Raw genomic sequence first — 24,393 nt, 5'->3', positions numbered from 1 at the left:
CGTTAGAACCCCGCCATGGCCGTTACGAAATCCGATCCGCTCGATCTCGACCTCACCGCCGAGGATGCGCGCGCCGAGTACGCGCGGCTGTCGGACGCGCTCCTGGAGGCCGACCGGCTGTACTACCAGGAGGACGCGCCCGAGATCTCGGACGCCGAGTACGACCGGCTGCGCCGCCGCCTCGAGGAGCTCGAGGCGCGCTTTCCGGATCTCGCCGGCACCGGCGCGGCCAGCACGTCGGTCGGCGCAAAGCCCTCGGAAAAGTTCGCCAAGGTGCGGCACGCCGTACCCATGCTCTCGCTGGGAAATGCCTTCGACGATGGGGAGGTGGCCGAGTTCGTCGCGCGCGTGCGTCGCTTCCTGGGCTGGCCCGACGAGACACCCCTCGCCTTCACGGCCGAGCCCAAGATCGACGGCCTGTCCCTGTCGCTGCGCTACGTGAACGGGCGGCTCGACACCGCGGCCACCCGCGGCGACGGCGAGGTCGGGGAGAACGTCACGGCCAATGCCCGCACGGTGCAGGACATCCCGGCGGTGCTCGCGGGGTCCGGCTGGCCGGAGATCTGCGAGGTGCGCGGGGAGGTCTACCTGTCCCACGCCGATTTCGCCGCCATCAACGCCCGGCAGGAAGCGGCCGGCAAGCCGCTCTTCGCCAACCCGCGCAACGCCGCGGCCGGGAGCCTGCGCCAGCTCGATCCCGCGATCACCGCGTCCCGTCCGCTCCGGTTCTTCGCCTATGCCTGGGGCGAGCTGTCGGCGCCCATCGCGGAGACGCAATCCGGCAGCCTCCAGCGCTTCGCGGACTGGGGCCTGCCGGTGAATCCCCGCACCGAGACCTTCACGGACACGGAGGCGATGCTCGCCCATTACCGCCGCATCGAGGCGGACCGGGCCGGGCTCGGCTACGACATCGACGGCGTCGTCTACAAGGTCGACGACCTCGGCTTGCAGAAGCGTCTCGGCTTCGTCTCGCGCTCGCCGCGCTGGGCCCTCGCCCACAAATTCGCCGCGCAGGAAGCCACGACGGTGATGGAGGACATCGTCATCAATGTCGGCCGCACCGGCTCCCTGAACCCGCTGGCGAAGCTGCGCCCCGTGACGGTCGGCGGCGTCGTCGTCTCCAACGCCACCCTCCACAACGAGGGCTACGTGAGGGGCGTCGGGGCGGACGGCGAGTTTATCCGTGAGCCTATCGCGGAGGGGATCGGCGCCGACGGTCAGCCGATCCTCGTGCCCCGCGACATCCGCGTCGGCGACACCGTGACGGTGGTGCGGGCCGGGGACGTGATCCCCAAGGTCATGGATGTCGACCTCACCAAGCGTCCGGCCGGGTCGCAGCCCTATGCGTTCCCCGAGACCTGTCCGGCCTGCGGCAGCCGCGCCGTCCGCGCCATCAATCCGCGCACCGGCCGCCCCGACGCGGTGCGCCGCTGCACCGGCGGCCTGATCTGCCCGGCGCAGGGCGTCGAGCGGATGAAGCACTTCGTGTCGCGCAACGGCTTCGACATCGAGGGGTTCGGCGAGACCTATATCGAGGTCCTGTTCGAGGCCGGGCTCGTGCGCCAGCCCGCCGACCTGTTCCGCCTCGATTTCGAGGAACTCAAGGCCGCCATCGTGGCGCGACGCGAGGCGCTCTCGGCCGAGCGGCGCGCGGACTCGGCAACGGCCGAGCCACCCAAGAAAGCCGCCAAGAAGAAGGGCGAGGACGACGACAAGGCGATCAAGAACCTGCTCGCCGCCGTCGAGGCACGCCGGGCCGTGCCGATGAATCGCCTGCTCTTCGCCCTCGGCATTCCGCAGATCGGCGAGGCGACCGCCAAGGCGCTGGCCAAGCGTTTCACCGACATGCCGACGCTCATCGCGGCGATCCAGGAGGCCTCGGCGTCGCAGCCCGGACCGGATTGGGTCGAACTCACCGCCGTCCCGCGCGTCGGAGGCACCACCCGCGACCGGCTGCTCGATCTCGGCTTCCCGGAGGACGACGCCGCGCCGGCCAAGGAGCGGGCGCGCCTGAGCGCCGTCCAGCGCGAGAACCTCCTTGCCCATTACGGCGACGTCGACGCGGTGCGTGCGGCGATCGCGCGCGCGGCGGCGCAGCGTCCCGGGGATGCCTACCGGGTCTTCGCCGATGACGGGGAGATCGGCCCGGTGGCGACCGATGCCCTGCTCCTGTTCTTCTCCGAGCCGCACAACGCCGACGCCGTCGCGGCTCTGCTCGACGCGGTCGCGGTCGAGCCGATGGAGCGGCCCGCCTCGGCCTCCGCCTTCGCGGGGAAGACCGTGGTCTTCACCGGCAGCCTGGAGAAGATGACCCGCAACGAGGCCAAGGCGGTGGCCGAGCGCCTCGGCGCCAAGGTGTCCGGCTCGGTCTCGGCCAAGACCGACCTCGTCGTGGCCGGCCCGGGAGCCGGCTCGAAGCTGAAGGACGCCCAGAAGCACGGCGTCCAGGTCGTGTCGGAGGACGATTGGCTGGCGATGGTGGCGCAGGGTTGAAGCCCGGATCCGGGCGGCCTAGACCTCGCGGGGAACACCCCGAGAACTCCCACCCGGCATGGTTGACCCTGGATGACGGTCCTGGCCCTCGACTTCGAGACGGCCAACGAGCGGCGTGACAGCGCCTGCGCGGTGGGGCTCGCCTGGATCGCGCAGGGTCGGGTCGTCCGCCGGGAGAGCCATCTGATCCGGCCCCCCGAGATGCGCTTCGCGCCGGGCAACATCCGGGTTCACGGGATCCTGCCGGCCGACGTCGCCGACAAGCCGGATTTCGCCACCGTGATGGCGCCCTACCTCGGCGATCTCGGGCGCGGGCTGATCCTGGCGCACAATGCGAGCTTCGATATTGGCGTCCTGCGGGCCGGCCTGACGCGGGCGGGCCTGGCGGTTCCCGATCTCGCGTATCTCTGCACGGTCCAGGTGGCGCGCCGGGTCTTCCCGGCGCCGGAGGGATGCGGGCTCGGCAAAGTGGCGCGGCGCCTCGGCATCCGCTTCGAGCATCACGATGCCGGCGAGGACGCCTATGCCTGCGCGGAGATCGCCCTGGCCGCGATGCGCGAGCGGGCGGTCGCGGACGTGCATGCCCTCGCGGCCGCGCTCGGCCTGCCGGTCACGCGGGCGGTCGGCGGCCCGGCAGGACCGCGTCGCGGCCCGGGGACGATCAGCGGCCGCGCCCTGGCGGCCTTCCCCGACGAGCCTGCGGCTTTGCGATTCGCCATGCGGGGCTCGACCGGCAATCGCTACCATGTCAGCCTGGAGGAGCGGCCGGGCGGCCCGGAGCTGCGCTGCACCTGCACCGCCGGCCGCTACGGCATGCGCTGCCGCCACGTGAAGGCGCTGGAGGTCGGCGACGTTACCGACCTGCTCTCTGACAATGCCGCCGACGTCGTCCTCCTCGCCCGGATGCTCGGCGCGAAGACGCGGGTCGCGGGCGCGGCCTGATTCCGCTCAAGCCCCGTCGAGGCAGGTGCGGAAGGCCGCCACGGCGCGGTCGATATCGGCCGCCGCGATGTGGCGGTGCGTGACGAGCCGAAGCCGCTGCCCGCCGAGGGGGCGCGTGCGAATCCCGAGCGCGTCGAGATCCGTGATCCAGCGCGCGCTATCCCGCCCGGTCCGGCCGAGATCGACCTGCACGATGTTGGTCTGCGGCATGGTCGCCGAGAGGCGCGGCCGCAGGGCGTTCAGCCCCTCGCTCAGCTGCCGGGCTCGGTCGTGATCCTCGGCGAGGCGCGCACCCATGACGGTGATCGCCTCGAGGCCGGCCGCGGCCATGATCCCCACCTGCCGCTGCGTCCCGCCGATCATCTTCCGCAGGCGCCGCGCCGCCGCGATGACCGGCCCGTCGCCGGCCAGCACGGCGCCGACCGGGGCGCTCAGGCCCTTGGACAGGCACAGCGACACCGTGTCGACATGCGCGGCGAGATCCGCCGGCGCGACGCCGAGATGCGTCGCCGCATTGAACAGGCGCGCCCCATCGAGATGGACCGGGATGCCGCGCGCCCGGGCGAGATTTGCGACCGCCGCCATATGGGCCGGCGGCAGCACGGTGCCCCCGGCGGCGTTGTGCGAGGTCTCCAGCGCGATCATGGCCGTCCGGAGCGGGCTGGCATTCGGGCTGAGGGCGTCCTCCAGCCGGTCGAGGTCCATGGCGCCGTCCGTGCCGGCGACCCCGTACAGGAAGGCACCGGTCAGGGTCGCGGCGCCGCGCTCGGTGTTGAGCATGTGGGCCTGGGCTTCGAGCAGGATCTGCTCGCTGCGCTGGACCTGGGCGAGGATCGCCAGCAGATTGCCCATCGTGCAGCTCGGCACGAACAGGCCGGCCGCCTTGCCGAGCATGGCGGCGGCGGTCTCCTCCAGCGCGCAGGCGGTCGGGTCGGCGTCGAGGCCGTCATCGCCCAGCGGTGCCGTCCGCATCCGCGCGTACATCGCCTCGGTCGGCCGCGTGACGGTGTCGCTCCGCAGGTCGACGACGGACGGCGCGTCCGCCGTATGGGTCAGATCGTCTTGCATCTCGGACTCGCCGGCCGCCCTATCGGTACGCGGCCTCGTCGCCGGAATCGGTCGGGTGAGCCAGGGCCCGCTTGAGCACGTCGCTCATCGGCAACTCCAGGTTTATACCCTTCGGCGGGATCGGCTGCTCGAAATACCTGCCGTAGAGGCGTGCAACGGTGCCGTCCTGAATGAGCTCGATCACCGCCTTGTCGACGGCCGCCTTGAAGGCCGGGTCGTCCTTCGGCTCCAGGATCCCGTAGGGCGCGAATTCCAGGCCCTTGGTGCCGATCTTGTAATCCGCCGGCCGCTTGGCGCCGGCCACCGTGGCGTGGGCCAGGGCGTCGTCGTTGATTGCGCCCGCCGCGCGGCCGGTCTCGAGGAGCAGGAACACCTCCGCGGTGTCCTTGGCCGGCATCACCTGGATGTCGAGCTTGTCGCGGACGTTGATCCGGGTGGCGACGCGCTGGGTCTCGCCGCCGGCCTGCGCCGAGATGGCCTTGCCGCGGAACGAGGCGATGTCGTCCACATCCACCGGCGTATCCTTCTTGGCCACCAGCACCACCTGCGCCACGAAGGTGGTCGGCGCGAAGGAGACCAGCTTGTGCCGCTCGGGCAGATTGCTGGCGGTGCCGCATTCCAGGTCGATCGTGCCGTTGTTGATCAGCGGGATCCGGGTCGCCGACATCACCGGCACGTGGCGCACCTCGAGCTTCGGCAGGCCGAGGGCGGCCTTGAGCTTCTGCGCGACGTGCTCGCATATCTCCAGCGAATAGCCCACCGGCTTGGCGTTCTGGTCGAGGAAGCCGAAGGGCGGCGACGCGTCCGGGAAGCCGAGGCTGATCTGTCCGGTCGTGCGGATCTTGTCGAGGCGCCCCTCCGCGGCCGACGGCGCGGCGAGCCCGGCCCAGCACAGAGTGGCCAACAGAAGCGGCAGCGTCCTCGACACGATCCGAACCCCCTCGCTATGTCTGAACCGGTTCAGCGCCGGGCCGTCCGCCAGGGAACCGGCCCGAAGCTTTGCCGTCCGATCCTAGGAGCGGCCGCGCGCGGGCGTCCAATGCCGATTCACCTGCCGAGCATACGGATCTGATATGGCCGAGCGGCGCATGACCTTCCGGCACATCGAGGCCTTCCGGGCCGTTGTGGCCACCGGGTCCATGACCGAGGCGAGCCGCCGGCTCCACACCTCGCAGCCGCAGGTGAGCCGGCTGATCGCCCAGCTGGAGGCGATCACGGGCCTGCCCCTGTTCGATCGGAGCGGGAGCCGGGTCGTGCCGTCCCTCGACGGCACGCGGTTTCACGCGGAGGTCGAGCGCGCCTTCGTGGGGCTGACCAGCCTGGAATCCGCGGCCGCACGGATCCGCGCCTTCGGGGCGGAGCGGTTGCGGGTGGCCGCGATGCCGCGGCTGGCGGGCGGGCTCCTGGCGCGGGCGGTCGTGCGCTTCCGCGCCGCGCATCCGGACGTGATCGTGGCGATCCATTCCGGCGACGACGAGACCGTGAACCACTGGCTCGCCACCGGCTTTTGCGACGCCGCGCTGACGATGCTGTACGGCGACGCCCCGGACGCGCATCGCGAACATGTCGAGACGCGTGCCTGCGTCGCCGTCCTGCCGCAGGACCATCCCCTTGCCGCGCAGGCTCTTCTAACCCCTGCGGATTTTTTCGGCGTACCCTTCGTCGCCTCCTCGCTCGGGAGCGCCCTGCGCAACCGGACCGAGGCGATCTTCGCAGCGGCCGGGATTACCCTGACCATCACCGCCGAGGCCGGCCTCGGTGCATCGATCTGCACCCTCGTCTCGGCCGGGCTCGGGGTCAGCGTGATGAACCCGCTGGCCGCCTACGAGGAGGCGAAGATCTCGCCGATCGCGATCCGTCCCTTCGCCCCCGCCCTCCCGGTGCATTTCGCCCTGCTGTTCCCGCCCGACCATGCCCGTGGACGGCTGATGCGGGCTTTCGGCGCCTGCGCGCGGGCGGTGCTGCTGGAAGAACTCGCTCAGCTGCCGGACGCCGCGATCGGGCGTCCGGCACCTCCGTCTCAGGCGGCGCGCTTCTCGGCGCCCGCGTAGAAGGTGCCGCCGCGCGCGGCCATCGCTGTCAGGTTATCGGGTGCCCGGAACCGGGGGCCGTGCTTGGCCTCGAGCGTCCGCGCGAGGTCGACAAAGGCCGCCGCACCCATGAAGTCGATGTACGACAAGGCCCCTCCGGTGAACGGCGCGAAGCCGAACCCGAGGATCGAGCCGACATCGGCCTCGCGCGGGTCGGTGACCACGCCCTCGCCGACGGTGCGTGCGGCCTCCAGCGCCTGCACCACCAGAAGCCGCTGCTTCAGCTCGGTGAAGTCGACGGCGTCCGGGTCGAGGCGGTTCGGCTGCAGGTCCTTCAGGCCGGGCCAGAGACGCTTGGGCGCGCCTTCGGGGTAGTCGTAGAAGCCCTTGCGGTTCTTGCGACCGAGCCGGCCCAGCTTCTCGACCATCTCGGACAGGATCGCCTTCTGCGCCGGGTCCACGGCGCCCTGCCCCACCTGCGCCTCGGTGGCCTTGGCGATCTTGAGCACGAGGTCGAGGGCGACCTCGTCGTTGAGCGACAGCGGCCCGACCGGCATGCCCGCCTGGCGGCCGGCGCTCTCGATCATGGCCGGCGGAACGCCCTCGGCGAGCATCTTGTGCCCTTCGAGGATGTAGGCGCCGACGCAGCGGTTGGCGAAGAAGCCGCGGGCATCGTTCACGACGATCGGGGTCTTCTTGATCAGGCGCACGTAATCGAGGGCCGCGGCGAGCGCCGCATCCCCGGTCGCCTCGCCCTTGATGATCTCGACGAGCATCATCTTCTCCACGGGGGAGAAGAAGTGGATGCCGACGAATTGCGCCGGCCGCTGCGAGGTCCTGGCCAGCCCGGTGATCGGCAGGGTCGAGGTGTTGGAGGCGAAGATCGCGTCGGGGCGGATCACCGCCTCGACCTTCTGGATCACCTCGGCCTTCACCTGCGGATCCTCGAACACCGCCTCGATCACGAGGTCGCAATCGGCGAGCGCGCCGTAATCGGCCGTGGCCTGGATGCGGCCGAGAAGCGCGTCGCGATCGGCGGTCTTGGCGCGGCCCTTGTTGATCTGGCCGGTGATGAGGGTGTGGGCGTAGGCCTTGCCCTTCTCGGCGGCCTCGACCGACTGGTCGACGAGCACCACCTCGAGGCCCGCCTGCGCGGTGACGTAGGCCACGCCCGCGCCCATGAAGCCGGCCCCGATCACGCCGACCCGGCGCAGGTTGGCGGCCGGCACGTCCTTCGGTCGCCGCGCGCCCTTGTTCAGCTCGCCCATGGAGATGAACAGCGTGCGGATCATCGCCGCCGCCTCGGTGGAGCGCAGGATGTGGGCGAAGTATCGGCTCTCGACCCGCAGGGCGAGGTCCATCGGCAGCTGCAGGCCCTCGTAGACGGAGGCCAGGATCGCCTTGGCGGCCGGGTAATTGTCGTGGGTCTCGCGGCGGTAGATGGCGTTGGCCGGCGGCCAGATCATCATGCCGGCGGGGGAGTAGACCTTTCCGGACGGGGCCTTGAACTTCGCCACATCCCAGGGCGCCACCGCCGAGCCGCCCTCACGGATCCAGGCCTTGGCGCGCTCGACGATCTCGGCCTGGGGCGCCACCGCGTGGATCAGCCCCATGCCCTTGGCCATGGGCGCGCGGATCTGCTCGCCCTTGAACAGCATCTGGAGGGCGTCGCCGGTCTGCATCAGGCGGGCGACGCGCTGCGTGCCGCCGCCGCCCGGGAACAGGCCGACCTTGATCTCCGGCAGGCCGACCCGGGTCTTCCCGTCATCGGAGGCGATCCGGTAATGGCAGGACAAAGCCAGCTCGAAGGCGCCGCCCAGGCACAGGCCCTGGATCGCCGCCGCGAAGGGCTTCCCGCACGTCTCCAGCCGCCGGAACAGCAGCGACAGGCGCCGAGACGCTTCGAAGAAGTGGCGCATCGCCACCTCTTCGCCCTGCTCGGCCTTGAGCTGCTCGTAGGCCCGGCCGAGGCCCTGGAGCATGGTGAGGTCGGCACCGCCGGAAAAATTGTCCTTGCCGGTGGCGATGACGCAGCCCTTCAGGGCCGGATCGGAGGCAACCCGCTCGATGATCTGCTCGAGCTGGTCCATCACCCCCTCGGTGATCACGTTCATCGAGCGGCCGGGCATATCCCAGGTCGCCAGGGCGATGCCGTCGGCATCGGTCTCGAAGCGGAAATCGGTCAGCGTCACGGTGCCGTCCTCCCTGGGTTGCGCCAATGATCCACCGGCGAGCTTGCATTAAGGTTGTGTTGAGCGCCGACGCTCATGGTGGCGGCGTCGGCGAGAAGAACCGAAAGCTGCACATGACGAAGGACTCCGGCTGCCGCGCCTGTCGCGCCGGCACCACGCTCGACTTCGAGTTCACGATGGCGTTCCAGCCGATCCTCGATCTCGCAGACGACTCCGTCTGGGCCTACGAGGCGCTGGTGCGCGGCCCGAACGGGGAATCCGCCTATACGATCCTCGACCAGGTGACCGACGAAACGCGATACCAGTTCGATCAGGCCGCCCGCGTCAAGGCGATCGAGCTCGCCGGGGCGCTGTTTCCCCGCGACAGCACCACGCGTCTCTCGATCAACTTCATGCCGAACGCGGTCTATGAGCCGAATGCCTGCATCCGCGCCTCGCTGGAGGCCGCGCGACGCATCGATTTCGCCCATCAACGCATCATGTTCGAGTTCACCGAGCAGGAACGCTTCCGGGACATCGGGCACGTGAAGGACATCGTCGCCGCCTATCGGAAGCAGGGATTCCTGACGGCCCTCGACGATTTCGGCGCCGGCTTCGCGGGGCTGAGCCTGCTCGCCAACTTCCGTCCCGATCTGATCAAGATCGACATGGACGTTCTGCGCGGCCTCGACGGCGACGCCGGACGGTACGCCATCGTGTCGGGTGTGGTCGGCATCGCCCGCGCCCTCGGCGTGACGGTGCTCGCCGAGGGCGTCGAGACCGCTGCCGAACTCTCTGCCCTGCGCAGTATCGGGATCACGCTCGTGCAAGGCTACCACTTCGCCAAGCCCCTTCTGAAAGCGCTCCCCCCGGTCGCGGGCTTCGCGCCCGTGACAGCCGCGCGCGCCGCCTGAGATCGGCCTCACGCGCGCGGCCTCCCATCGGCTATTTCGGAGCCGGAGCGGGCGCCGCGGCCGGCGGCACGGGCGGCATCGGCGCCGCGCCGGGCTTGGGTGTGTTGTCGGTCGCCGCGGCCACCGCCAGCATGTTCAGCAGCTTGGTGACGGAGTTCTGCGAGATCGCGGTCACCGAGGAGTTCGGATCGGCGTTCATCGTCTGGAACTTGAGGTATGTCGGGTCCGAGTAGATCTCATCGAGATGCTTCAGTTCGGTGAGGCTGAATTTCTCGGCGTAGTCCTTCGACAGCCCCTCGACCATGAGGGCGCGCTGCTTGTCGAACTCGGTCAGGAGTTCCTTGCGCACGGCCTCGGCGCGCGCCTCCGGCATTGCCGCCACGGTCTTCTCGAGGGCGACGTTGAACCCGGTCTGAAGGTTCTTGATCAGGGTCTTGTTGACGAGGGTGGTGGCCGCGGCCACGCGGTCCGCCGCATCATCGGCGCGCGCAGCGACCGGCAGGCTCAGGGTGACGCCCAGACAGAGCGTCGCAAACAGGCGGTTCAAGGGCTTGTCTCCCGTTGTTTTATCGTCCGGCCCAGAGACGGGCCGAGCGTCGACCGCGCCTCTAGCAGCGTTCCCGGACTTTGGGGAGCGGCGGCACGCCGCTCCCGTGCACGCGATGGCTCACACCCGCTCGATGATGGTGGCGGTTCCCATGCCGGCGCCGATGCACAGGGTGATCAGCGCCCGCTCCTTGCCGGTCCGCTCCAGCTCGTCGAGGGCCGTGCCGAAGATCATCGCACCGGTGGCGCCCAGAGGGTGGCCGAGGGCGATGGCGCCGCCGTTCACGTTGACGGCCTCCGGATCGAGGTCGAAGGCTTGGCAGAAGCGCAGGACCACCGCCGCGAAAGCCTCGTTGACCTCGAACAGGTCGATATCCGACAGGCTCAGGCCCGTCCTCGCCAGGATCTTGCGGGTGACATCCACCGGCCCGGTGAGCATCAGGGCCGGGTCCGAGCCGATATTGGCGAAGGCCCGGATCCGGCCGCGCGGGCGCAGGCCCGCGGCCTCGCCGGCCGCCCGGGAGCCGATCAGCACGGCGGCCGCACCGTCGACGATGCCGGAGGAATTGCCGGCATGATGGACGTGATCCACGCTCTCCACGTCCGGATGCGCGTCCGTCGCCACGGCGTCGAAGCCGCCCATCTGGCCCATCTGCACGAACGATGCCTTCAGGGCGGCCAGCGACTGCATGTCGGTGCCCGGGCGCATATGTTCGTCGCGGTCGAGCAGGGTGATGCCGTTCACGTCGCGGACCGGAACGACGGACCGGTCGAACAGGCCGTCTTCCCAGGACTTCGCCGCGCGCGCCTGCGAGCGGACCGCGTAGGCGTCGCACGCGTCGCGGGTGAAGCCGTACTTGGTGGCGATCAGGTCGGCCGAGATTCCCTGCGGCATGAAATAGGACTTGATGGCGATCGCCGGATCCACCGGCCAGGCGCCGCCCGAGGCGCCGATGCCGATGCGGCTCATCGATTCCACGCCGCCGCCCACCGCCATCTCGTGCTGACCGCTCATGACCTGTGCGGCGGCGAAGTTCACCGCGTCGAGGCCCGAGGCGCAGAAACGGTTGATCTGCACACCCGGAACATGCGCGCCGTAATCGGCCACCAGGGCCGCGGCCCGGGCGATGTCGCCGCCCGCCTCCCCGACCGGATCGACGCAGCCCAGGATCACGTCGTCGACGAGGGCCGTGTCGAGCCCGTTGCGGACCTTGAGGGCGCGCAGCGCCGTCTCGGCCAGCCGGAGCGCGGTCACTTCGTGGAGGGCGCCGTCCGCCTTGCCGCGACCGCGCGGCGTGCGAACGTGGTCGTAGATGAAGGCGTCCGTCATCAGCACTCCCCGGGGCGTTGATTGTCGCCGGTCGACGACGCGGCCTTACAGGGCCGTCTCCATTCGCGCCAGTCTGCCACGGGGCGCGCGCCCCCGGCCAGTCCTGGAGGGAGGGACCGGCAGAGGGCGCGTGGCATCGGGGTCTGATGGGGCGCTGCTGGTCCGGACGCCTTCCCGATCAGGCCACCGGGGACCGTCCCGCGGCCGATCCGGAGCGAATCTGCTCGGTCGAGAGCAGGTCCGTCCGGGACGTCATGCAGGTTCGACTAGTCCTGAAGCATCCGCTTCAGGAGCTCGACTTCATCGCCGAGCACCGCGTCTTCGCCGATCTGCTTCTCGATCTTGCGCACGGCGTGCAGCACCGTGGTGTGGTCGCGGCCACCGAAGCGGCGGCCGATCTCCGGCAGGGAGCGCAGGGTCAGGACCTTCGACAGATACATGGCGATCTGACGCGGCTTCACCACCGCGGCGGTGCGCCGTTCCGACAGGATGTCGGACCGTGAGACGTTGTAGCGCGAGGCGACCAGCTTCTGGATGTCCTCGATCTTGATGCGCTTCGGCTCGCGATTCTTCACGAGGTCGCGGATCGCGCTCTCGGCGGTTTCCATCGTCACGGCGGTGCCGGTGAGCGTCGCGTGGGCCAGCAGGCGGTTCACCGCACCTTCGAGGTCGCGGCCGTTGGCGGTGATCGCCCGGGCCACGTAGGTTGCCACCTGGGGCGAGACGTCGAAGCCCGGATGTGCGGCCCGGACCGCGGAAAGCCGCGCCGACAGGATCGAGACCCGCAGGGCTTCGTCGAGGGCGGTGATCTCGACGACGAGGCCGCCGCCCAGGCGCGAGCGCACGCGCTCGTCCAGAGCCTCAAGCTCGGTCGGCGGCCGGTCGGACGCGACCACGACCTGGCGGCCGGCATCGATGAGCGCGTTGATCGTGTGGCCGAACTCGGCCTGGATCGACTTGCCCTGGATGAACTGGACGTCGTCGAGGATCAGAAGGTCGATGCCCCGCAGGCGCTCCTTGTAGGCGAGCGCCGACTGGGTCTTCAGGGCATTGACGAAGCCGTACATGAACCGGTCGGCGGTCAGGTAGATCACCCGGCGGCCGGCCTCGCGGGCGGCGTGGCCGATGCCGTGCAGCAGGTGCGTCTTGCCCAGCCCGACGCCGGCATGGAGATAGAGCGGATTGTAGAGGGCGCCCTCCCCCTGGTGGTTGGCGACCCGCTCGGCGGCGGCATGTGCCAGGGCATTGGAGCGCCCGATCACGAAGCTCGCGAAGGTCAGCCGCGCGTCGAGGGGCGTGCCGCTGAGGTCGCCTCCGGCGTCGGCATTGCGCGCCTCGGCTGCGGGCGCAACGGCGGCGATCGGGATCGGCGCGCTCGTGGCGTGAAGGCGGGCGAGCGGACCGCTGGCCGGGCCCGGCTTGGCGACGCCGGCGGCGACAGGACGGGCCGGGGCCCCGGTGCCGCGGACGCCGACCTCGATCCGCGCGATCTCCTCGACCTCGGCCTTGAACGTGTTCAGGACGCGGTCGAGGTAGTGCGACTCGATCCAGCTCTTGAGGAAGCGGGTCGGGACGGTCAGCCGGGCCGTTCCGCCGGCGACGGCCTCCAGCTCAAGGCGGGCGAACCAGCTCGCGAACACATCCTCGCCGAGTTCGGCCCGCAGCCGACGCTTCACCCGGGCCCAGGCAGACCCGTAATCCACAGTGCCGCCGCCGCTGCGGCCCCCGTCGTCGTCACTCGCCACCGTTCCGTCGACACGCATCACTGGCTCTCCCGACGCGACCCGCGGAAGTCCGCAGTCCGCGCGTACGCACGATTTACGCCCTCAGCGTCCCGCAAGAACCGGCGGGACAGAGTCCCCTGGACGGAGTCAACCCCACCGCGAGGAACTTTTGCCGATTGGGAGAGCCTATCAACAATTACCTACGGTTCCTTTAACAGTGGGACTTGTGGGGACGGCGTGGATTCCCATTCGGAAGTGTTCCCGGCACGGCTGAACACGGGCGCTAGAGTCTTGGCGAATCAGATTGATTCGCTTGAGTCCCGAAATCGTCGTGTTTTGCTTGCCCGGTGTCAGTTTCTGTTAAGCTACACGCCGTTTCCGGACTCTGCAATCGCGTTGATTCTTGGATAGGGTTAACGGTTTCGGCGGGCGCACGCAGCCGGCATCGAGCCATCGCGCCCGGACAGCGCGCACGAAAAAGCCCGGCGCGAAGGCCGGGCTTGAAACCGTCTCGGTGGTGCGTGGGTGTTAGGCGGCCAGCGCCTTCACACGGGCGGCGAGGCGCGAGACCTTCCGCGAGGCGTTGTTCTTGTGAACGATGCCGTGCTGGGCGGCGCGCATCATCTCGGGCTCGGCAGCGCGGAGGGCGGCGAGCGCGTCCTGCTGGTTGCCGGTGGCGATGGCCTCCTCGACCTTGCGGACGAAGGTCCGCATGCGCGAGCGGCGCGAGCGGTTGATCGCCGTGCGCTTGGCGATCTTGCGGGTCATCTTCTTGGCCGAAGCGGTGTTGGCCATGTAAGTCCTCGTGTTTCTCGTCGGGCGATGCCGACGGGCCGGCTTGGCCGGAAATCGGTCGTCGCGTCAGGTTGTCTGGCGATGGCCGAGACGCAGAGCGCGCGAAAGCGCGGCCTCTCGGCGAAGCGGCTTCTATAGTGAGGGGGGCGCCGCGCGTCAACGCGCCCGGAGCCAAATCCGGTCGCCGGCTTCGGCCACAGCCGAGGACCCGGACAGCATTCGACCGGCCCGACCGAAGACATCGGAACGAAGAAGCCGGCACTGCTGGCGCAACGATGAGTGCTGGCCGCTTTGCGCAAGAGAGCTTCGGCTATTCAGGCCAACGCAGCGCCGCCGCCGCCGCCAGCGTTCCGACCACGGCAGCGATCAACGTCAGCGCCCCGAGCACGGCCAGCGGTACGAGGAACGGCACCGTCCCCCCGCTCGCCGCCTGGGCGGCCGAGACGCCGAAGATCAGCGTCGGGATCATCAGCGGCAGAACCAGCACGGCGAGGATCAGTCCGCCCCGCCGGATCGAGGCCGTGAGCGCGGCGCCCACCGCGCCGATGAAGCTGAGAGCCGGCGTGCCGGCGAGCAGCGTCAGCGCGGAAGCGCCCATGGCGGTACCGTCGAGGGCCACCAGCAGGCCGAACAGCGGCGCGGCGAGCGCGAGCGGCAGGCCGGTGGTCAGCCAATGGGCCGTCACCTTGGCGAGCACCACCAGTTCGAGGGGCACCGGCGCGGCGGTCATCAGGTCGAGGGAACCGTCCTCCTCGTCGGCCTGGAACAGGCGGTCGAGGCCGATCAGGGTCGACAGCACCGCGGCCAGCCACAGGATCGCGGGACCGATCCGCGACAGCAGGTTCAGGTCCGGCCCGAGCGCGAAGGGCACCAGGGCGACGATCATCAGGAAGAAGACCAGCGACAGGGCACCGGAGCCGCCGACCCGGCCGGCGAGGCGCAGGTCGCGGGCGATGAGGGCGAGGACCGCGCGGATCATGCCCAATCCTCGGGGACGTCGGCCAAGGGCGCCGCGGCGGAAGCCTCGATGCGCAGTTCCGCCGCGCCGGCGAGGCCGAGGGATTGGTGGGTGGCGGCGATCACGAGGCCACCCCCGGCTCGATGTCCTTCCATCAGTTCGGCGAGCACCGCCTGCGAGGCCGTATCGAGGGCTGCGGTGGGCTCGTCCAGGAGCCAGAGCGGCCGGGCGCAGACGAGGAGCCGCGCCAGGGCCACACGCCGCCGCTGTCCCGCGGAGAGATAGGCCACCGGCAGATCGTGGGCGTGACCGAGGCCGAGCCGCTCCAGCGCGTCGCGCGGGTCCAGGCGCGGCGCACCCAGGAGCCGCTGCGCGAACAGGAGGTTCTCGCCCGCCGTGAGGGCACTCTTCAATCCGTCGCGATGGCCGACGGCGTGCAGGCATTCGGGCAGGCTCGCTTCCCCGACCTCGGCGACGGCGATCCGCCCGGCATCGGCCCGCAACCGGCCCGACAGGATGGCGAGCAGGCTCGATTTGCCCGCGCCGTTCCGCCCGGTGATCGCCAGGGCATCGCCGGGTCCGACGGCGAAGGACAGGTTGGAGAAGATGCGGCGGCCGGAGCGGCGGCAGGCCAGATTGTCCACGCTGAGCCGCACCCGATACCCCGCCCTCGTCCCGCTGCCGCGCAGCCGCTCCGCGAACCGCCGACTCCATGCCCGATTGCGCCGCGGAACGGAACCGCACGGCCCAGCTGAGCTTTCGTTCTGCAACGGAGGATTGCCCATGGCCGAGGCGAGAAACCCGAGCGAGTCCGAGGTGGCCGCGACGCCCGATGCGGTGGCCGGCCGCGCCAAGGTCGAGGCGCGCATGGCGCAATGCACCCCCGAGGAGCAGGCGGCGTTCTGGGAGGCGGTCGGCCGATGCTTCGGCGGCGGCAAGCCTCCGGAGATGAAGTCGGCCTCCGGCTGATCAGGCTCCCTTGCGGGTCAGGGCCCGCAGGGCACCGCGAAACGTCCGCACATCCTGCTCGGTCAGGCTCATGCGATGGAGCATGTCGCGCATGTTGCGGGCGATGATCTCTTTCTTCTCCGGCGGATAGAAGCCCGCCGCGTCGAGCGCGGCCTCGAGGCTTCCGAACAGAGCGACCAGCGCCTCGCGGGTCGCCGGCGGCGAGAGCAGCTCGCCCGAGAAGGGCAGTTGGGCCCGGCCGCTCGCCTGCCGCCACGTGTAGCCGACAAGCAGCACCGCCTGCGCGAGGTTGAGCGACGGAAAATCCGGTGAGACCGGGAAGGTGATGATCGCGTCGGCGAGCGACACCTCGTCGTTGGTGAGCCCGACCCGCTCGCGGCCGAACATCACCGCGGTCCGCTGGCCTTCCCGCGCCACGAGTTCGCCCATGGCCTCCTCGGGGGCGAAGACCCGCTTCATCTGCCCGCGCTCCCGCGCCGTGGTCGCCAGCACGTACCGGCAATCGGCGATGGCTTCGGCGACGCTGCCGAAGATCGTCGCCCGGTCCAGGACATGCGTCGCACCGGAGGCCGCCTCGCGCACCCCCTTCTTGGGCCAGCCGTTCTTCGGATTGACGAGCCGCAGCTCCGACAGGCCGAAATTCGCCATGGCGCGCGCCGTCATGCCGATATTCTCGGCGAGCTGCGGCTCCACCAGGATCACGGCCGGGGCGATCCCCGGCGGGAGTTCGGTGACCTTCCTCGGGGCGTCGCCCGGCACGTCTCGGCTCGTCATGCGGGCCGTCTGACACGGGCAGCCCCGCGCCGTCGAGGGTCGGGTGACGAAGCCGGCCGGATGACAGTGCGCGCCTTCCGTCGCCGGGTGGCCCGCGCTATGTCGCGGGGCGATTCCGGCCTGGGGCGCCCCACAGGGCACTCGGGTCGACGACCGCACGGCCCTTGCATGCCGTGCGCGGGGACAACGCGGGAAGGCATCGGTCCATGGCGAAGATCAAGGTAGCGAACCCCGTCGTCGAGCTCGACGGCGACGAGATGACCCGGATCATCTGGGCCGAGATCAAGAACAAGCTGATCCACCCCTATCTCGATGTCGATCTCGAATACTACGACCTCGGCGTCGAGCACCGCGACGCCACCAACGACAAGGTCACGGTCGACGCCGCCGAGGCGATCAAGCGCCACGGCGTCGGCGTGAAATGCGCCACCATCACGCCGGACGAGGCCCGCGTGAAGGAGTTCAACCTCAAGGAGATGTGGCGGTCGCCCAACGGCACGATCCGCAACATCCTGGGCGGCGTGATCTTCCGCGAGCCGATCATCTGCAAGAACGTGCCGCGCCTCGTCCCCGGCTGGACCCAGCCCTTCGTGATCGGCCGCCACGCCTACGGCGACCAGTACCGTGCCACCGACTTCAAGGTGCCCGGCAAGGGCCGCCTGACCATCAAGTTCGAGGGCGATGACGGCACGGTCATCGAGAAGGAGGTGTTCAAGTTCCCCGACGCCGGCGTCGCCATGTCGATGTACAACCTCGACCAGTCGATCATCGACTTCGCCCGCGCTTCGATGAACTACGGCCTGGCGCGCAAGTACCCGGTCTACCTCTCGACCAAGAACACCATTCTCAAGGTCTATGACGGCCGGTTCAAGGACCTGTTCCAGAAGGTCTACGAGGAGGAGTTCGAGGCGAAGTTCAAGGCGCTCGGCCTCACCTACGAGCACCGCCTGATCGACGACATGGTCGCCTCGTGCCTCAAGTGGTCGGGCGGTTACGTCTGGGCCTGCAAGAACTACGACGGCGACGTGCAGTCCGATACGGCCGCGCAGGGCTTCGGCTCCCTCGGCCTGATGACCTCGGTGCTGATGACGCCGGACGGCCAGACCGTGGAGGCCGAGGCCGCCCACGGCACCGTCACCCGCCACTATCGCGAGCACCAGAAGGGCCGCGAGACCTCGACCAACTCGATCGCGTCGATCTTCGCCTGGACCCGCGGCCTGTCGCACCGGGCCAAGCTCGACGGCAACGACGATCTCGCCAAGTTCTCCGCGACCCTGGAGAAGGTCTGCGTCGATACGGTCGAGGCGGGTCACATGACCAAGGACCTCGCGCTCCTGGTCGGCCCCGATCAGAAGTGGCTCTCGACCACCGGCTTCCTCGACAAGGTCGACCAGAACCTGAAGACGGCGATGGGCGCCTGAACTCCGGACGAAGAGCGGCGGGCGTCCTCCGGGACGCCCGCCGTTTCGTATGGGCGGTCCGCCGGCGACCGCTTCACGCCCCGCCTGCGCGCTCCTGCGGGCTGGTCTCGGCCAGGGCCCGGGCGACCTCGAGAAGCAGGAGGTCGATGACGGCCCGCATCAGCGGGTCTCCGACCGTGTCGACGAGTTCGCGCACCCGCAGGCACTGTGCGGCGAGCGCGTCCAGGGCCACATCCTTGCTGTCGAACATCATCCTCAAGCCACCAGGTAAGCGGGTTCGGAGACCAGGACCGAGTTGCTGTCGCCGCGGACCGCGCGCAGCTTGGCGAGGGTTCGGGCATCGAACCGGGCGGTGGCCGCCATGATCTCCTCGCCGGCGATCTGAACCGGCAGGCCAAGGGGCTGCGGGCGGAAATGCAGCTGGATCACGTGGATCATGTAGAGGGTCGGCATCTGCAGCAGCAGGCTGTTGACTCCGTGGGCGAGCCCCCATTCGACGATGCCGGTGAGCAGCGCGATCGAGACCGGGTTGACCACACGGCCCTTCGAACGGTGCGAGCGCGCCACGCCCTGGCGGGTCCATTCCCAGATCTGCGGGCCGACCGGCCGCTCGACCTCGCAGAGCTGAGGCAGGACATCGGACAGAAGATGCGGGCGCGTCGTCGGCAGCAGCCGGCTGTAGCCGATGACGGCGTCGCCCTCCATGGCGAGGAAGTGGACCGCATGCGGCGTGTCGAACTGGTCGATCTCCCGGCCATCCGGGCGGGCGAGTTCGGTCCAGCCTTTCTCTGCCACGAAGATGTCGTGGCGCAGGCGCCAAGCCTGCTCCATCGCATCGGCGTAGCGATGCGCGTTGGCGGGGGTGACGATATGGATCACGAAGTAACCTCACGTTGGATTGACGTGGGTTTTCTTCGTTTCGCGAAGACCTGGGTACTACGAGAAACCGTAGGGTTTGCGTGCGTGAGGGCCCACCGGTCCAGACCTTGCCGGGCCCGAGCGGGTCGCGCTCGCGCGCGCTCCGGAGCCGACCGTGCCGGCCCTACGTGATCAGGCCGGCACGCAGCGCCTGCGCCACGGTGTGGGCGCGGTTGACGGTATCGAGCTTCGCCCGCGCCGAGCGCAGATGGTAGTCGACCCCGGCTGCCGTGATGCCCATGACCATACCGATCTCGACATCGGTCTTGCCCTCGGCCGCCCATTGGAGGGTCTCGCGCTCCCGCGGCGAGAGGCGCGCCGGCGCCTGCGCGGAAGGGCGGCTGTTCATCAGCAGGAGTTGGCCGACCGCGTAGGTCGCCACCAGATTGACCGCAACGCGCTCGGCCGGATCGATCTCGATCCGATCCCCGGACACGCTGATCCCGCCCGGCTCGCCATCGAGGGTCACGAACGGGATCGTGATGCCGGCGCGGATACCGAATTCGCCGGCCTCGTTCATGATGCGGCTCGCAATCGGCGTGTCCGGCGGCACGGTGCTCCAGTCGAAGGGCGTCGCGCTGGTGCAGAGCCGCCGGACCGTGGGATCATGGAGCGCGTAGCCCCGCGTCACGTACCGGCGTGCCCACCCCTCCGGCATGGTGCTCGTGAGGACGAATCCGGCATGCCGCCGCGCCGGCAGGCCAGGCGTCGGAACGATCCCGGCCATCACGTACGACACCCCGTAGCGGGTGAAGGCGTCGACCAGCAATCGCGCGATCTCGTCGGGCGCCGCAGCCCGCTCCAGATCGCGCAACACGCTGAAGGTCCTGTCCAGGTGCTTCGAATGCGGCATGCCCGATCTCAACGTTGGTGCACGCATTGCGACAAATGATACATCGAGCGCAACCTGAGGATGGCATCGCCGACGCTGAAAGGCTAGGGTGGCGGTGGAAAGCTCTGCCGTTTGAATCGGTCCAGCGGGCAGAACGCGAGTTTCAACGGGATGACAGACGACGTGACCCCGCCGACGACGCGCTGGCTTCTGGAACGGATCGCAGTCACGCTGAACGTCTGCCCGACCTATTTCCTGCAGAACGATCGGCTCGCAGCGACAGAGCAGGATCAGATTGACGAGCAATCCGCCGAGGCCGCCGCCTTGTTCCGGGCGATCAAGTCACCGGCACGCCGCGACGCGGTCCTGAAGCTCCTGCGCGAGATGACACGCGAGGCCTGACGGCGCGCGGCGCTCGTCTCGCGGTCTCCGCGCCGGCCTCATGCCGCCACGAGGAGCGCGGCCCCGGCAACCCCCGAAAGGACGAGGCGCATCCGGCCGAGCCAGAGCGGAACGAGGCCGCGGCGGGGCAGATCCTGATCGATCAGCCCCCAGGCGAGCACCAGGGCGCCGAGGATCCGCAGATCCCAGGGTGCGGGCGCCGCCATTGCCGCCCAGGCCACCAGGGACGGCACGATGGCCACGAGATAGTCGCCGTTGCCGGCATTGCGCGCCGCGGCCGCGCCCCAGCGGATCCCGCCCAGGAACGAGGCGATCACCGCACCGTAGGCCGAGAGGATGGTGCGCGGCGACAGGCCGATGCTGCTCAGGCCGCCATCGGTACCGGAGACCGCGAGGGCCGCAAATCCCAGGAAGGGAATGAGGCCGGCAATGCCGAGGACGATGGCGCTCAGCGGGACAGAGTTCCGGTGCGCCATCCATCCTCCGGGCATCGGCAAGGGTTGGCGACCCGCGCGATCCGACCGCGGTCGATGCCGCCCCGCCGGAGCGTTCCCGCATCGCGGCACGGCGGTCAAGGTCGGCGCGGCTGCGGCGCCGGCTTCAGGAGAGCCGTCAGCCCCGGCGGGGCGAGGCCGTGGACGGCACCGCGCTGGGCAAAGGCGCCCCAAGCAGCGACATCGGCGGGCTGGCGGGGGCCTTCGACGCCGGCGGCTCGTTCACCGCCGCGTCAATCTTTCGCGGCTTGAAGTTGGCCGCGAGGCTCTTCGCGCTGGCGAGATCGGCGGGACTCAGCTTGTTGGCCACGTCGTCGCGCTTCTTGCCGGCATCGTCGTCACCCTGGCTCGCCGCAGCCGAGAACCACGCGTAGGATTGAATCAGGTCCTGTGTCAGGCCGAGGCCGCGGGCATAGAGAACGCCGAGATTGTACTGGCTGTCGCGGACACCGAATTCGGCTCCCTGGCGGAACCACGAGGCCGCGGACGCGAAGTCCGGCTTCCCGTTGGCGACCGGATTCTCCGCATAGAGCACCGCCAGATTGTGCATGGAGCGGGCATGACCCTGCTCGGCGGCACGGCCGTACCAGAGCTTCGCCTTGTCGAGATCGCGGACGACGCCGGACCCCTTCTCGTAATGGCCGGCGAGCTTGTACTGGGCGGGGGCGTAGCCGGCCGAGGCCAGCTTCTCGTAGAGCTTCGCCGCGACCGACAGATCGCGCGGCATGCCGCGGCCGTCGGCCTCCCGGGTGGCGAGGTCCCAGATGGCCGTGCCGTCGCCCTCGAGGGCGGCGAGCTTCACCTTGGCCAGCGCCGGCGGCAGGTTCCCGAGATCGGCCTGCAGAGCGTTCATGCCGGAGACCTGCGGCACCGCCGGCTTGGCGGTGGAGTGCGTCTCCGCGGGAGCGGGATTCGGCAGCGACTGGGTCGTGGTCGGATCGGCCACGGCCGGCTTCGCGTCCGGCGTCTCCTTGGCGGCGTCCGGAGCCTTCTTCTGGACGTCGGCGGCATCCCCGCGCGACGGCGCGATCTGGCTCGCCGGGGCGGGCGTTTGCGGCTCATCCGCGCTGCGCATGGTGATCGCCTGGAGCGCGCCCAGCGCCAGCACGATGGCGGCGAGCCCGAGCAGGAGCGGGCGGCGGCGGCGATCGATCTCGGCGCGCAGCCGCGCGAGCCGCCCCGTCGTCGCGTTGGGCAGCAGCGCGGCCCGCTCGCCCCGGGTCTCCCGGCGCTCCACGGGCGCTTCCGCGACCAGCTCCGCTTGCGCGGCCTGGGCGGCCCGTCGCGCCGCGGCGATGAAGCTGGTCTTGATGTCGGTCTCAGAGGTGGCGTCGGCCGCGATCCGCGCGGCGGCCGCGTCGCCGATCCGCTCCTGCATCGGCCGGCGGGCCGACGGCTCTCTGGGCGAGCGCGGCTCGCGCGGCGGACGGCCGCTGCCGGGCTCGAGCAGGTCGTCGGCGAGGCGGGAAGCCTCGATGCCGTCCCGCCGGGGCTTCGCGCGCGCCTCGACGGGCGCGAGGGTCGCCTCCGCGCTCGTCGACGACATCAGGCGCTCGTCGAGGGACGGGACCCGCGGCGGGACGGACTCGGCCGGGCCGAGCCGGACGAGAAGGCGCTCAAGGGCCGATTGGACGCCATCGAGGGTTGCGCCGAGCCGCTGATCGGACGCGACCTGCCGGGCCTGCATATCGGCCAAGCTGGCGCGGAGGAGGCCGATCTCCCCGGACTCGGCCGTGCCGAGACCGGAACCCTGGAGGGTCTGGGCCACGGCATTGCGCGCGGCGCGTTCCACCACGGCCTCGGTCGGGGCGGAGTCCCGGAGAGCCGTCACCTGCCGGAGCAGGTCGCCCATGGTGCGCTCGAGGCCGGCCAGCGCCGGATCGACGCTCAGCGGCGCGTCGAGGCGCCCCGCCAGAGAGACGACCTGCCGCTCCAGGGCGTCGAGCCCTTCGTGCTCAGCCCGGGCGCCGACCTGATCGACCTTGTCGGCGAGGCTGCGCAGCATGGCGTGGATCGACGCCATCCCGTCCGGACGGGCGGCGGCTTCGCCGGTCCGCTCGGACCAATCGTCCCGGGCGCAGAGGAGGTCGACCTTCTCCGCAAGCGCCTGGATCTGCTCCGCCAGCGCGGCCGGCGCGGCGATCTTCACGTCGCTGCGGATCTCCTCCAGGATCGGGCGCAGGTCCGGACCGGCGCTCAGGCTTTGCAACTGCGCAATCTGCGCGCTCAGCGCCTGAAGGCTCTGCGCGAGACCCTGTATCCGCTCCGGACCCGCCAGGGCACCGATCTGCCGGCGAATCTCCTCAAGCTCGGCAAACAGGCCGGCGAGGGTTCGACCATCCGGATCGGCCGCGCCGGTCGCCGCCGCGGAATCGAGGCGCTCGGCCAGGCGGCGGACATCCTCCGCGACGCGGCTGTGGACGTTCTCGGCCACCTCTTCGGCGAGGCGCTCGACCTGCGCCCGGACCTGCTCGATGGGCACCGCGATGGCGGTGAGATCGGTTCCGGCCTGGGCCCGCTCGATGCCGCTGGCCAGGGTGATGACAGCCTGCTCCAGGGCGCCGATATCCCGGCTCGTCGCCAGCTGGTTGATCGCCTCGCGCAGGCGTGTGGTCTCCTCCTGAAGCTCGATCAGGGCGGTCGACGGGGCGACACCTTCCTCGATCCGGGCTTCCAGCCGGCGCGCGAGGTCCATGCGCATGCTGGCGACGACGCCGCCATCGGTCGCGGACATCGCGGCCCCCGGCCCGGCGGTCTCGGCGAGCTCGCGCTGCCGTTGCCGGATGTCCTGGACCGCATTGCGGATGTCCGCGGCGGCGGGGCGCGCGCGACGGCCGGGCTGGCGCGTGGTGGCGACCTGCTCGCCGAGCTGGGACATGCGCCGCTCGATATCGCCGAGCCGTTCGGTCACCTGCTGGACAGGGGCCGCCTTGAGGGCCCGCTCGATGCGGGCTTCGATCTCCGCGAGGCGCCGCGCCTCCGCTTCCTGGGCGGCACGCCGCTCATGGTCGAGGGCCCGGTCGAGCCCGTCCAGGCGATCCATCAAGGCGGCGATGCCCTGGCCGTAGGCGTCGGCGCGGGGCTCCGGGTTCTCGCCGTCCGGAGCGGCCGGGGCGGATCGATCCGGCGCGGCATCGGGCCGGACGGCACCGGAACCGACCTGCTCGGCGCGGTGGCGGCGCCGGTGCCGCCGGTTTCCCGGAGCGGCCGATTGCTGCTGCGGCACCACTGAGGCGATCCAGGTCTCGAGCGGCACGCCCGCCCGCGCCGCCACGTCGCGCGCCGCGTCGAGCACCTCGGGATCGAAACTGTCGAGCTGCGGCATCGCGTTGCGGGTCATCGGTGGCCTGTCGTCGGCAGCGGTCGGCGTCCGTTTCCTCTGCGCAGGGCGGACCGGAATTCGGTATCCACGAACACACGCGTCGGATCGTTCGAGGCGACCATTAACTTTCTTGGTAAACACGAGGTTAAGGTTCACCGGGCCCCGGTAATCGTCGCGAGCGACCGGCGGCGTGGGACGGGTGCGCCGGTCCGGCGACGACGGGGTCGAGCCGTTGCTCCGGAGGCGGCGGGGTCGAGCCGTTGCTCCGGAGGCGGCGGGGTCGAGCCGTT

Annotated in this window: 22 protein-coding genes; 7 read left to right on the top strand and 15 right to left on the bottom strand. The window is 70.3% G+C overall.

Annotation, left to right across the window (positions count from 1 at the left end; translation table 11 throughout):
* Positions 1-15: 15 nt before the first annotated feature.
* Both ligA and GGQ91_RS16420 read left to right on the top strand, forming a co-directional pair.
* Positions 16-2,493 carry an NAD-dependent DNA ligase LigA gene (ligA, locus tag GGQ91_RS16425; protein WP_182592434.1) on the top strand — a complete coding sequence of 826 codons (2,478 nt, stop codon included), beginning with the start codon at positions 16-18 and terminating at the stop codon, positions 2,491-2,493.
* A gap of 72 nt (positions 2,494-2,565) precedes the next feature.
* The gene (locus GGQ91_RS16420) at positions 2,566-3,435 is read left to right on the top strand and encodes a 3'-5' exonuclease (protein ID WP_043380462.1); all 870 of its coding nucleotides are present in this window, start codon (positions 2,566-2,568) and stop codon (positions 3,433-3,435) included.
* A 6-nt stretch (positions 3,436-3,441) separates the two neighbouring features.
* Here GGQ91_RS16420 and GGQ91_RS16415 read toward each other — a convergent pair whose 3' ends face one another.
* Both GGQ91_RS16415 and GGQ91_RS16410 read right to left on the bottom strand, forming a co-directional pair.
* Complete coding sequence (locus tag GGQ91_RS16415) at positions 3,442-4,503, bottom strand: threonine aldolase family protein (RefSeq protein ID WP_182592433.1); 1,062 nt, start codon at positions 4,501-4,503, stop codon at positions 3,442-3,444.
* A gap of 19 nt (positions 4,504-4,522) precedes the next feature.
* Entirely contained in the window at positions 4,523-5,431 is a 909-nt protein-coding gene (locus GGQ91_RS16410) for an amino acid ABC transporter substrate-binding protein (RefSeq protein WP_085987610.1), read from the bottom strand.
* Between the two features lie 160 nt (positions 5,432-5,591).
* On the opposite strand from GGQ91_RS16410, the gene GGQ91_RS16405 reads away from it, so the two are divergent.
* Complete coding sequence (locus tag GGQ91_RS16405) at positions 5,592-6,554, top strand: LysR substrate-binding domain-containing protein (RefSeq protein ID WP_236952807.1); 963 nt, start codon at positions 5,592-5,594, stop codon at positions 6,552-6,554.
* On the opposite strand, the gene GGQ91_RS16400 is transcribed toward GGQ91_RS16405, so the two are convergent.
* Complete coding sequence (locus tag GGQ91_RS16400) at positions 6,524-8,725, bottom strand: 3-hydroxyacyl-CoA dehydrogenase NAD-binding domain-containing protein (protein WP_182592432.1); 2,202 nt, start codon at positions 8,723-8,725, stop codon at positions 6,524-6,526. The two genes, GGQ91_RS16405 and GGQ91_RS16400, sit on opposite strands and share 31 nt — an antisense overlap.
* 113 nt (positions 8,726-8,838) lie before the next feature.
* Between GGQ91_RS16400 and GGQ91_RS16395 the strand changes: the two genes are divergently transcribed.
* Entirely contained in the window at positions 8,839-9,618 is a 780-nt protein-coding gene (locus GGQ91_RS16395; protein ID WP_182592431.1) for an EAL domain-containing protein, read from the top strand.
* 31 nt (positions 9,619-9,649) lie between these two features.
* Here GGQ91_RS16395 and GGQ91_RS16390 read toward each other — a convergent pair whose 3' ends face one another.
* The 6 genes from GGQ91_RS16390 to ccmA form a co-directional block, all read right to left on the bottom strand.
* Positions 9,650-10,165 carry a hypothetical protein gene (locus GGQ91_RS16390; protein ID WP_043346096.1) on the bottom strand — a complete coding sequence of 172 codons (516 nt, stop codon included), beginning with the start codon at positions 10,163-10,165 and terminating at the stop codon, positions 9,650-9,652.
* A 120-nt stretch (positions 10,166-10,285) separates the two neighbouring features.
* A complete protein-coding gene (locus GGQ91_RS16385; RefSeq protein WP_053608756.1) occupies positions 10,286-11,494 on the bottom strand; it encodes an acetyl-CoA C-acetyltransferase in 1,209 nt (402 codons plus the stop codon).
* Positions 11,495-11,760: 266 nt separating this feature from the next.
* On the bottom strand, positions 11,761-13,257 hold the full coding sequence (gene dnaA / locus GGQ91_RS16380) for a chromosomal replication initiator protein DnaA (protein ID WP_043346098.1): 1,497 nt from the start codon (positions 13,255-13,257) through the stop codon (positions 11,761-11,763).
* Between the two features lie 489 nt (positions 13,258-13,746).
* The gene (rpsT, locus tag GGQ91_RS16375) at positions 13,747-14,013 is read right to left on the bottom strand and encodes a 30S ribosomal protein S20 (protein ID WP_007561677.1); all 267 of its coding nucleotides are present in this window, start codon (positions 14,011-14,013) and stop codon (positions 13,747-13,749) included.
* A gap of 310 nt (positions 14,014-14,323) precedes the next feature.
* Positions 14,324-14,992 carry a heme exporter protein CcmB gene (gene ccmB / locus GGQ91_RS16370; protein WP_043380469.1) on the bottom strand — a complete coding sequence of 223 codons (669 nt, stop codon included), beginning with the start codon at positions 14,990-14,992 and terminating at the stop codon, positions 14,324-14,326.
* Positions 14,989-15,627, bottom strand: a complete 639-nt coding sequence (gene ccmA, locus GGQ91_RS16365) for a heme ABC exporter ATP-binding protein CcmA (RefSeq protein ID WP_182592430.1) — start codon at positions 15,625-15,627, stop codon at positions 14,989-14,991. The genes ccmB and ccmA overlap by 4 nt, the downstream gene beginning before the upstream one ends.
* A 127-nt stretch (positions 15,628-15,754) precedes the next feature.
* Between ccmA and GGQ91_RS16360 the strand changes: the two genes are divergently transcribed.
* On the top strand, positions 15,755-15,940 hold the full coding sequence (locus GGQ91_RS16360; protein WP_043346103.1) for a hypothetical protein: 186 nt from the start codon (positions 15,755-15,757) through the stop codon (positions 15,938-15,940).
* Here the strand turns inward: GGQ91_RS16360 and GGQ91_RS16355 are convergent, their stop codons facing one another.
* Positions 15,941-16,714: an RNA methyltransferase gene (locus tag GGQ91_RS16355; RefSeq protein WP_053608754.1), complete on the bottom strand. Its 774-nt coding sequence runs from the start codon at positions 16,712-16,714 to the stop codon at positions 15,941-15,943.
* 206 nt (positions 16,715-16,920) lie between these two features.
* Between GGQ91_RS16355 and GGQ91_RS16350 the strand changes: the two genes are divergently transcribed.
* Entirely contained in the window at positions 16,921-18,135 is a 1,215-nt protein-coding gene (locus tag GGQ91_RS16350; protein WP_043380473.1) for an NADP-dependent isocitrate dehydrogenase, read from the top strand.
* 73 nt (positions 18,136-18,208) lie between these two features.
* Here the strand turns inward: GGQ91_RS16350 and GGQ91_RS16345 are convergent, their stop codons facing one another.
* From GGQ91_RS16345 to GGQ91_RS16335, 3 genes are all read right to left on the bottom strand, one after another.
* The gene (locus GGQ91_RS16345) at positions 18,209-18,388 is read right to left on the bottom strand and encodes a hypothetical protein (RefSeq protein WP_043380476.1); all 180 of its coding nucleotides are present in this window, start codon (positions 18,386-18,388) and stop codon (positions 18,209-18,211) included.
* A gap of 2 nt (positions 18,389-18,390) precedes the next feature.
* Complete coding sequence (locus GGQ91_RS16340; RefSeq protein ID WP_182592429.1) at positions 18,391-19,014, bottom strand: acyl-homoserine-lactone synthase; 624 nt, start codon at positions 19,012-19,014, stop codon at positions 18,391-18,393.
* 163 nt (positions 19,015-19,177) lie between these two features.
* A complete protein-coding gene (locus GGQ91_RS16335) occupies positions 19,178-19,906 on the bottom strand; it encodes an autoinducer binding domain-containing protein (RefSeq protein ID WP_182592428.1) in 729 nt (242 codons plus the stop codon).
* Positions 19,907-20,056: 150 nt separating this feature from the next.
* On the opposite strand from GGQ91_RS16335, the gene GGQ91_RS16330 reads away from it, so the two are divergent.
* Positions 20,057-20,287 (top strand): hypothetical protein, encoded by a 231-nt coding sequence (locus GGQ91_RS16330; RefSeq protein WP_182592427.1) that lies wholly within the window; start codon positions 20,057-20,059, stop codon positions 20,285-20,287.
* A 38-nt stretch (positions 20,288-20,325) separates the two neighbouring features.
* Here GGQ91_RS16330 and GGQ91_RS16325 read toward each other — a convergent pair whose 3' ends face one another.
* Both GGQ91_RS16325 and GGQ91_RS16320 read right to left on the bottom strand, forming a co-directional pair.
* Positions 20,326-20,763 carry a DUF3429 domain-containing protein gene (locus tag GGQ91_RS16325; RefSeq protein ID WP_043346119.1) on the bottom strand — a complete coding sequence of 146 codons (438 nt, stop codon included), beginning with the start codon at positions 20,761-20,763 and terminating at the stop codon, positions 20,326-20,328.
* A 136-nt stretch (positions 20,764-20,899) separates the two neighbouring features.
* The gene (locus GGQ91_RS16320) at positions 20,900-24,121 is read right to left on the bottom strand and encodes an SEL1-like repeat protein (RefSeq protein WP_179697819.1); all 3,222 of its coding nucleotides are present in this window, start codon (positions 24,119-24,121) and stop codon (positions 20,900-20,902) included.
* Positions 24,122-24,393 lie beyond the last annotated feature (272 nt).

The sequence above is a fragment of the Methylobacterium fujisawaense genome (assembly GCF_014138435.1).
In the GTDB taxonomy this organism is placed as follows: Bacteria; Pseudomonadota; Alphaproteobacteria; order Rhizobiales; family Beijerinckiaceae; genus Methylobacterium; species Methylobacterium fujisawaense.
The sequence above is the reverse complement of the archived record's forward strand: the minus strand, read 5'-3'. Positions and strand labels throughout refer to the sequence as shown.

Coding starts and splice junctions, on each gene's coding strand:
- GGQ91_RS16395 (WP_182592431.1), top strand. CDS start 8,839: ATGACGAAGGACTCCGGCTGCCGCGCCTGTCGCGCCGGCACCACGCTC.
- GGQ91_RS16405 (WP_236952807.1), top strand. CDS start 5,592: ATGACCTTCCGGCACATCGAGGCCTTCCGGGCCGTTGTGGCCACCGGG.
- GGQ91_RS16360 (WP_043346103.1), top strand. CDS start 15,755: ATGGCCGAGGCGAGAAACCCGAGCGAGTCCGAGGTGGCCGCGACGCCC.
- ccmB (WP_043380469.1), bottom strand. CDS start 14,992: ATGATCCGCGCGGTCCTCGCCCTCATCGCCCGCGACCTGCGCCTCGCC.
- GGQ91_RS16335 (WP_182592428.1), bottom strand. CDS start 19,906: ATGCCGCATTCGAAGCACCTGGACAGGACCTTCAGCGTGTTGCGCGAT.
- GGQ91_RS16325 (WP_043346119.1), bottom strand. CDS start 20,763: ATGGCGCACCGGAACTCTGTCCCGCTGAGCGCCATCGTCCTCGGCATT.
- ligA (WP_182592434.1), top strand. CDS start 16: ATGGCCGTTACGAAATCCGATCCGCTCGATCTCGACCTCACCGCCGAG.
- GGQ91_RS16420 (WP_043380462.1), top strand. CDS start 2,566: ATGACGGTCCTGGCCCTCGACTTCGAGACGGCCAACGAGCGGCGTGAC.
- dnaA (WP_043346098.1), bottom strand. CDS start 13,257: ATGCGTGTCGACGGAACGGTGGCGAGTGACGACGACGGGGGCCGCAGC.
- GGQ91_RS16345 (WP_043380476.1), bottom strand. CDS start 18,388: ATGATGTTCGACAGCAAGGATGTGGCCCTGGACGCGCTCGCCGCACAG.
- GGQ91_RS16385 (WP_053608756.1), bottom strand. CDS start 11,494: ATGACGGACGCCTTCATCTACGACCACGTTCGCACGCCGCGCGGTCGC.
- GGQ91_RS16320 (WP_179697819.1), bottom strand. CDS start 24,121: ATGACCCGCAACGCGATGCCGCAGCTCGACAGTTTCGATCCCGAGGTG.
- GGQ91_RS16350 (WP_043380473.1), top strand. CDS start 16,921: ATGGCGAAGATCAAGGTAGCGAACCCCGTCGTCGAGCTCGACGGCGAC.
- GGQ91_RS16330 (WP_182592427.1), top strand. CDS start 20,057: ATGACAGACGACGTGACCCCGCCGACGACGCGCTGGCTTCTGGAACGG.
- GGQ91_RS16355 (WP_053608754.1), bottom strand. CDS start 16,714: ATGACGAGCCGAGACGTGCCGGGCGACGCCCCGAGGAAGGTCACCGAA.
- GGQ91_RS16415 (WP_182592433.1), bottom strand. CDS start 4,503: ATGCAAGACGATCTGACCCATACGGCGGACGCGCCGTCCGTCGTCGAC.
- rpsT (WP_007561677.1), bottom strand. CDS start 14,013: ATGGCCAACACCGCTTCGGCCAAGAAGATGACCCGCAAGATCGCCAAG.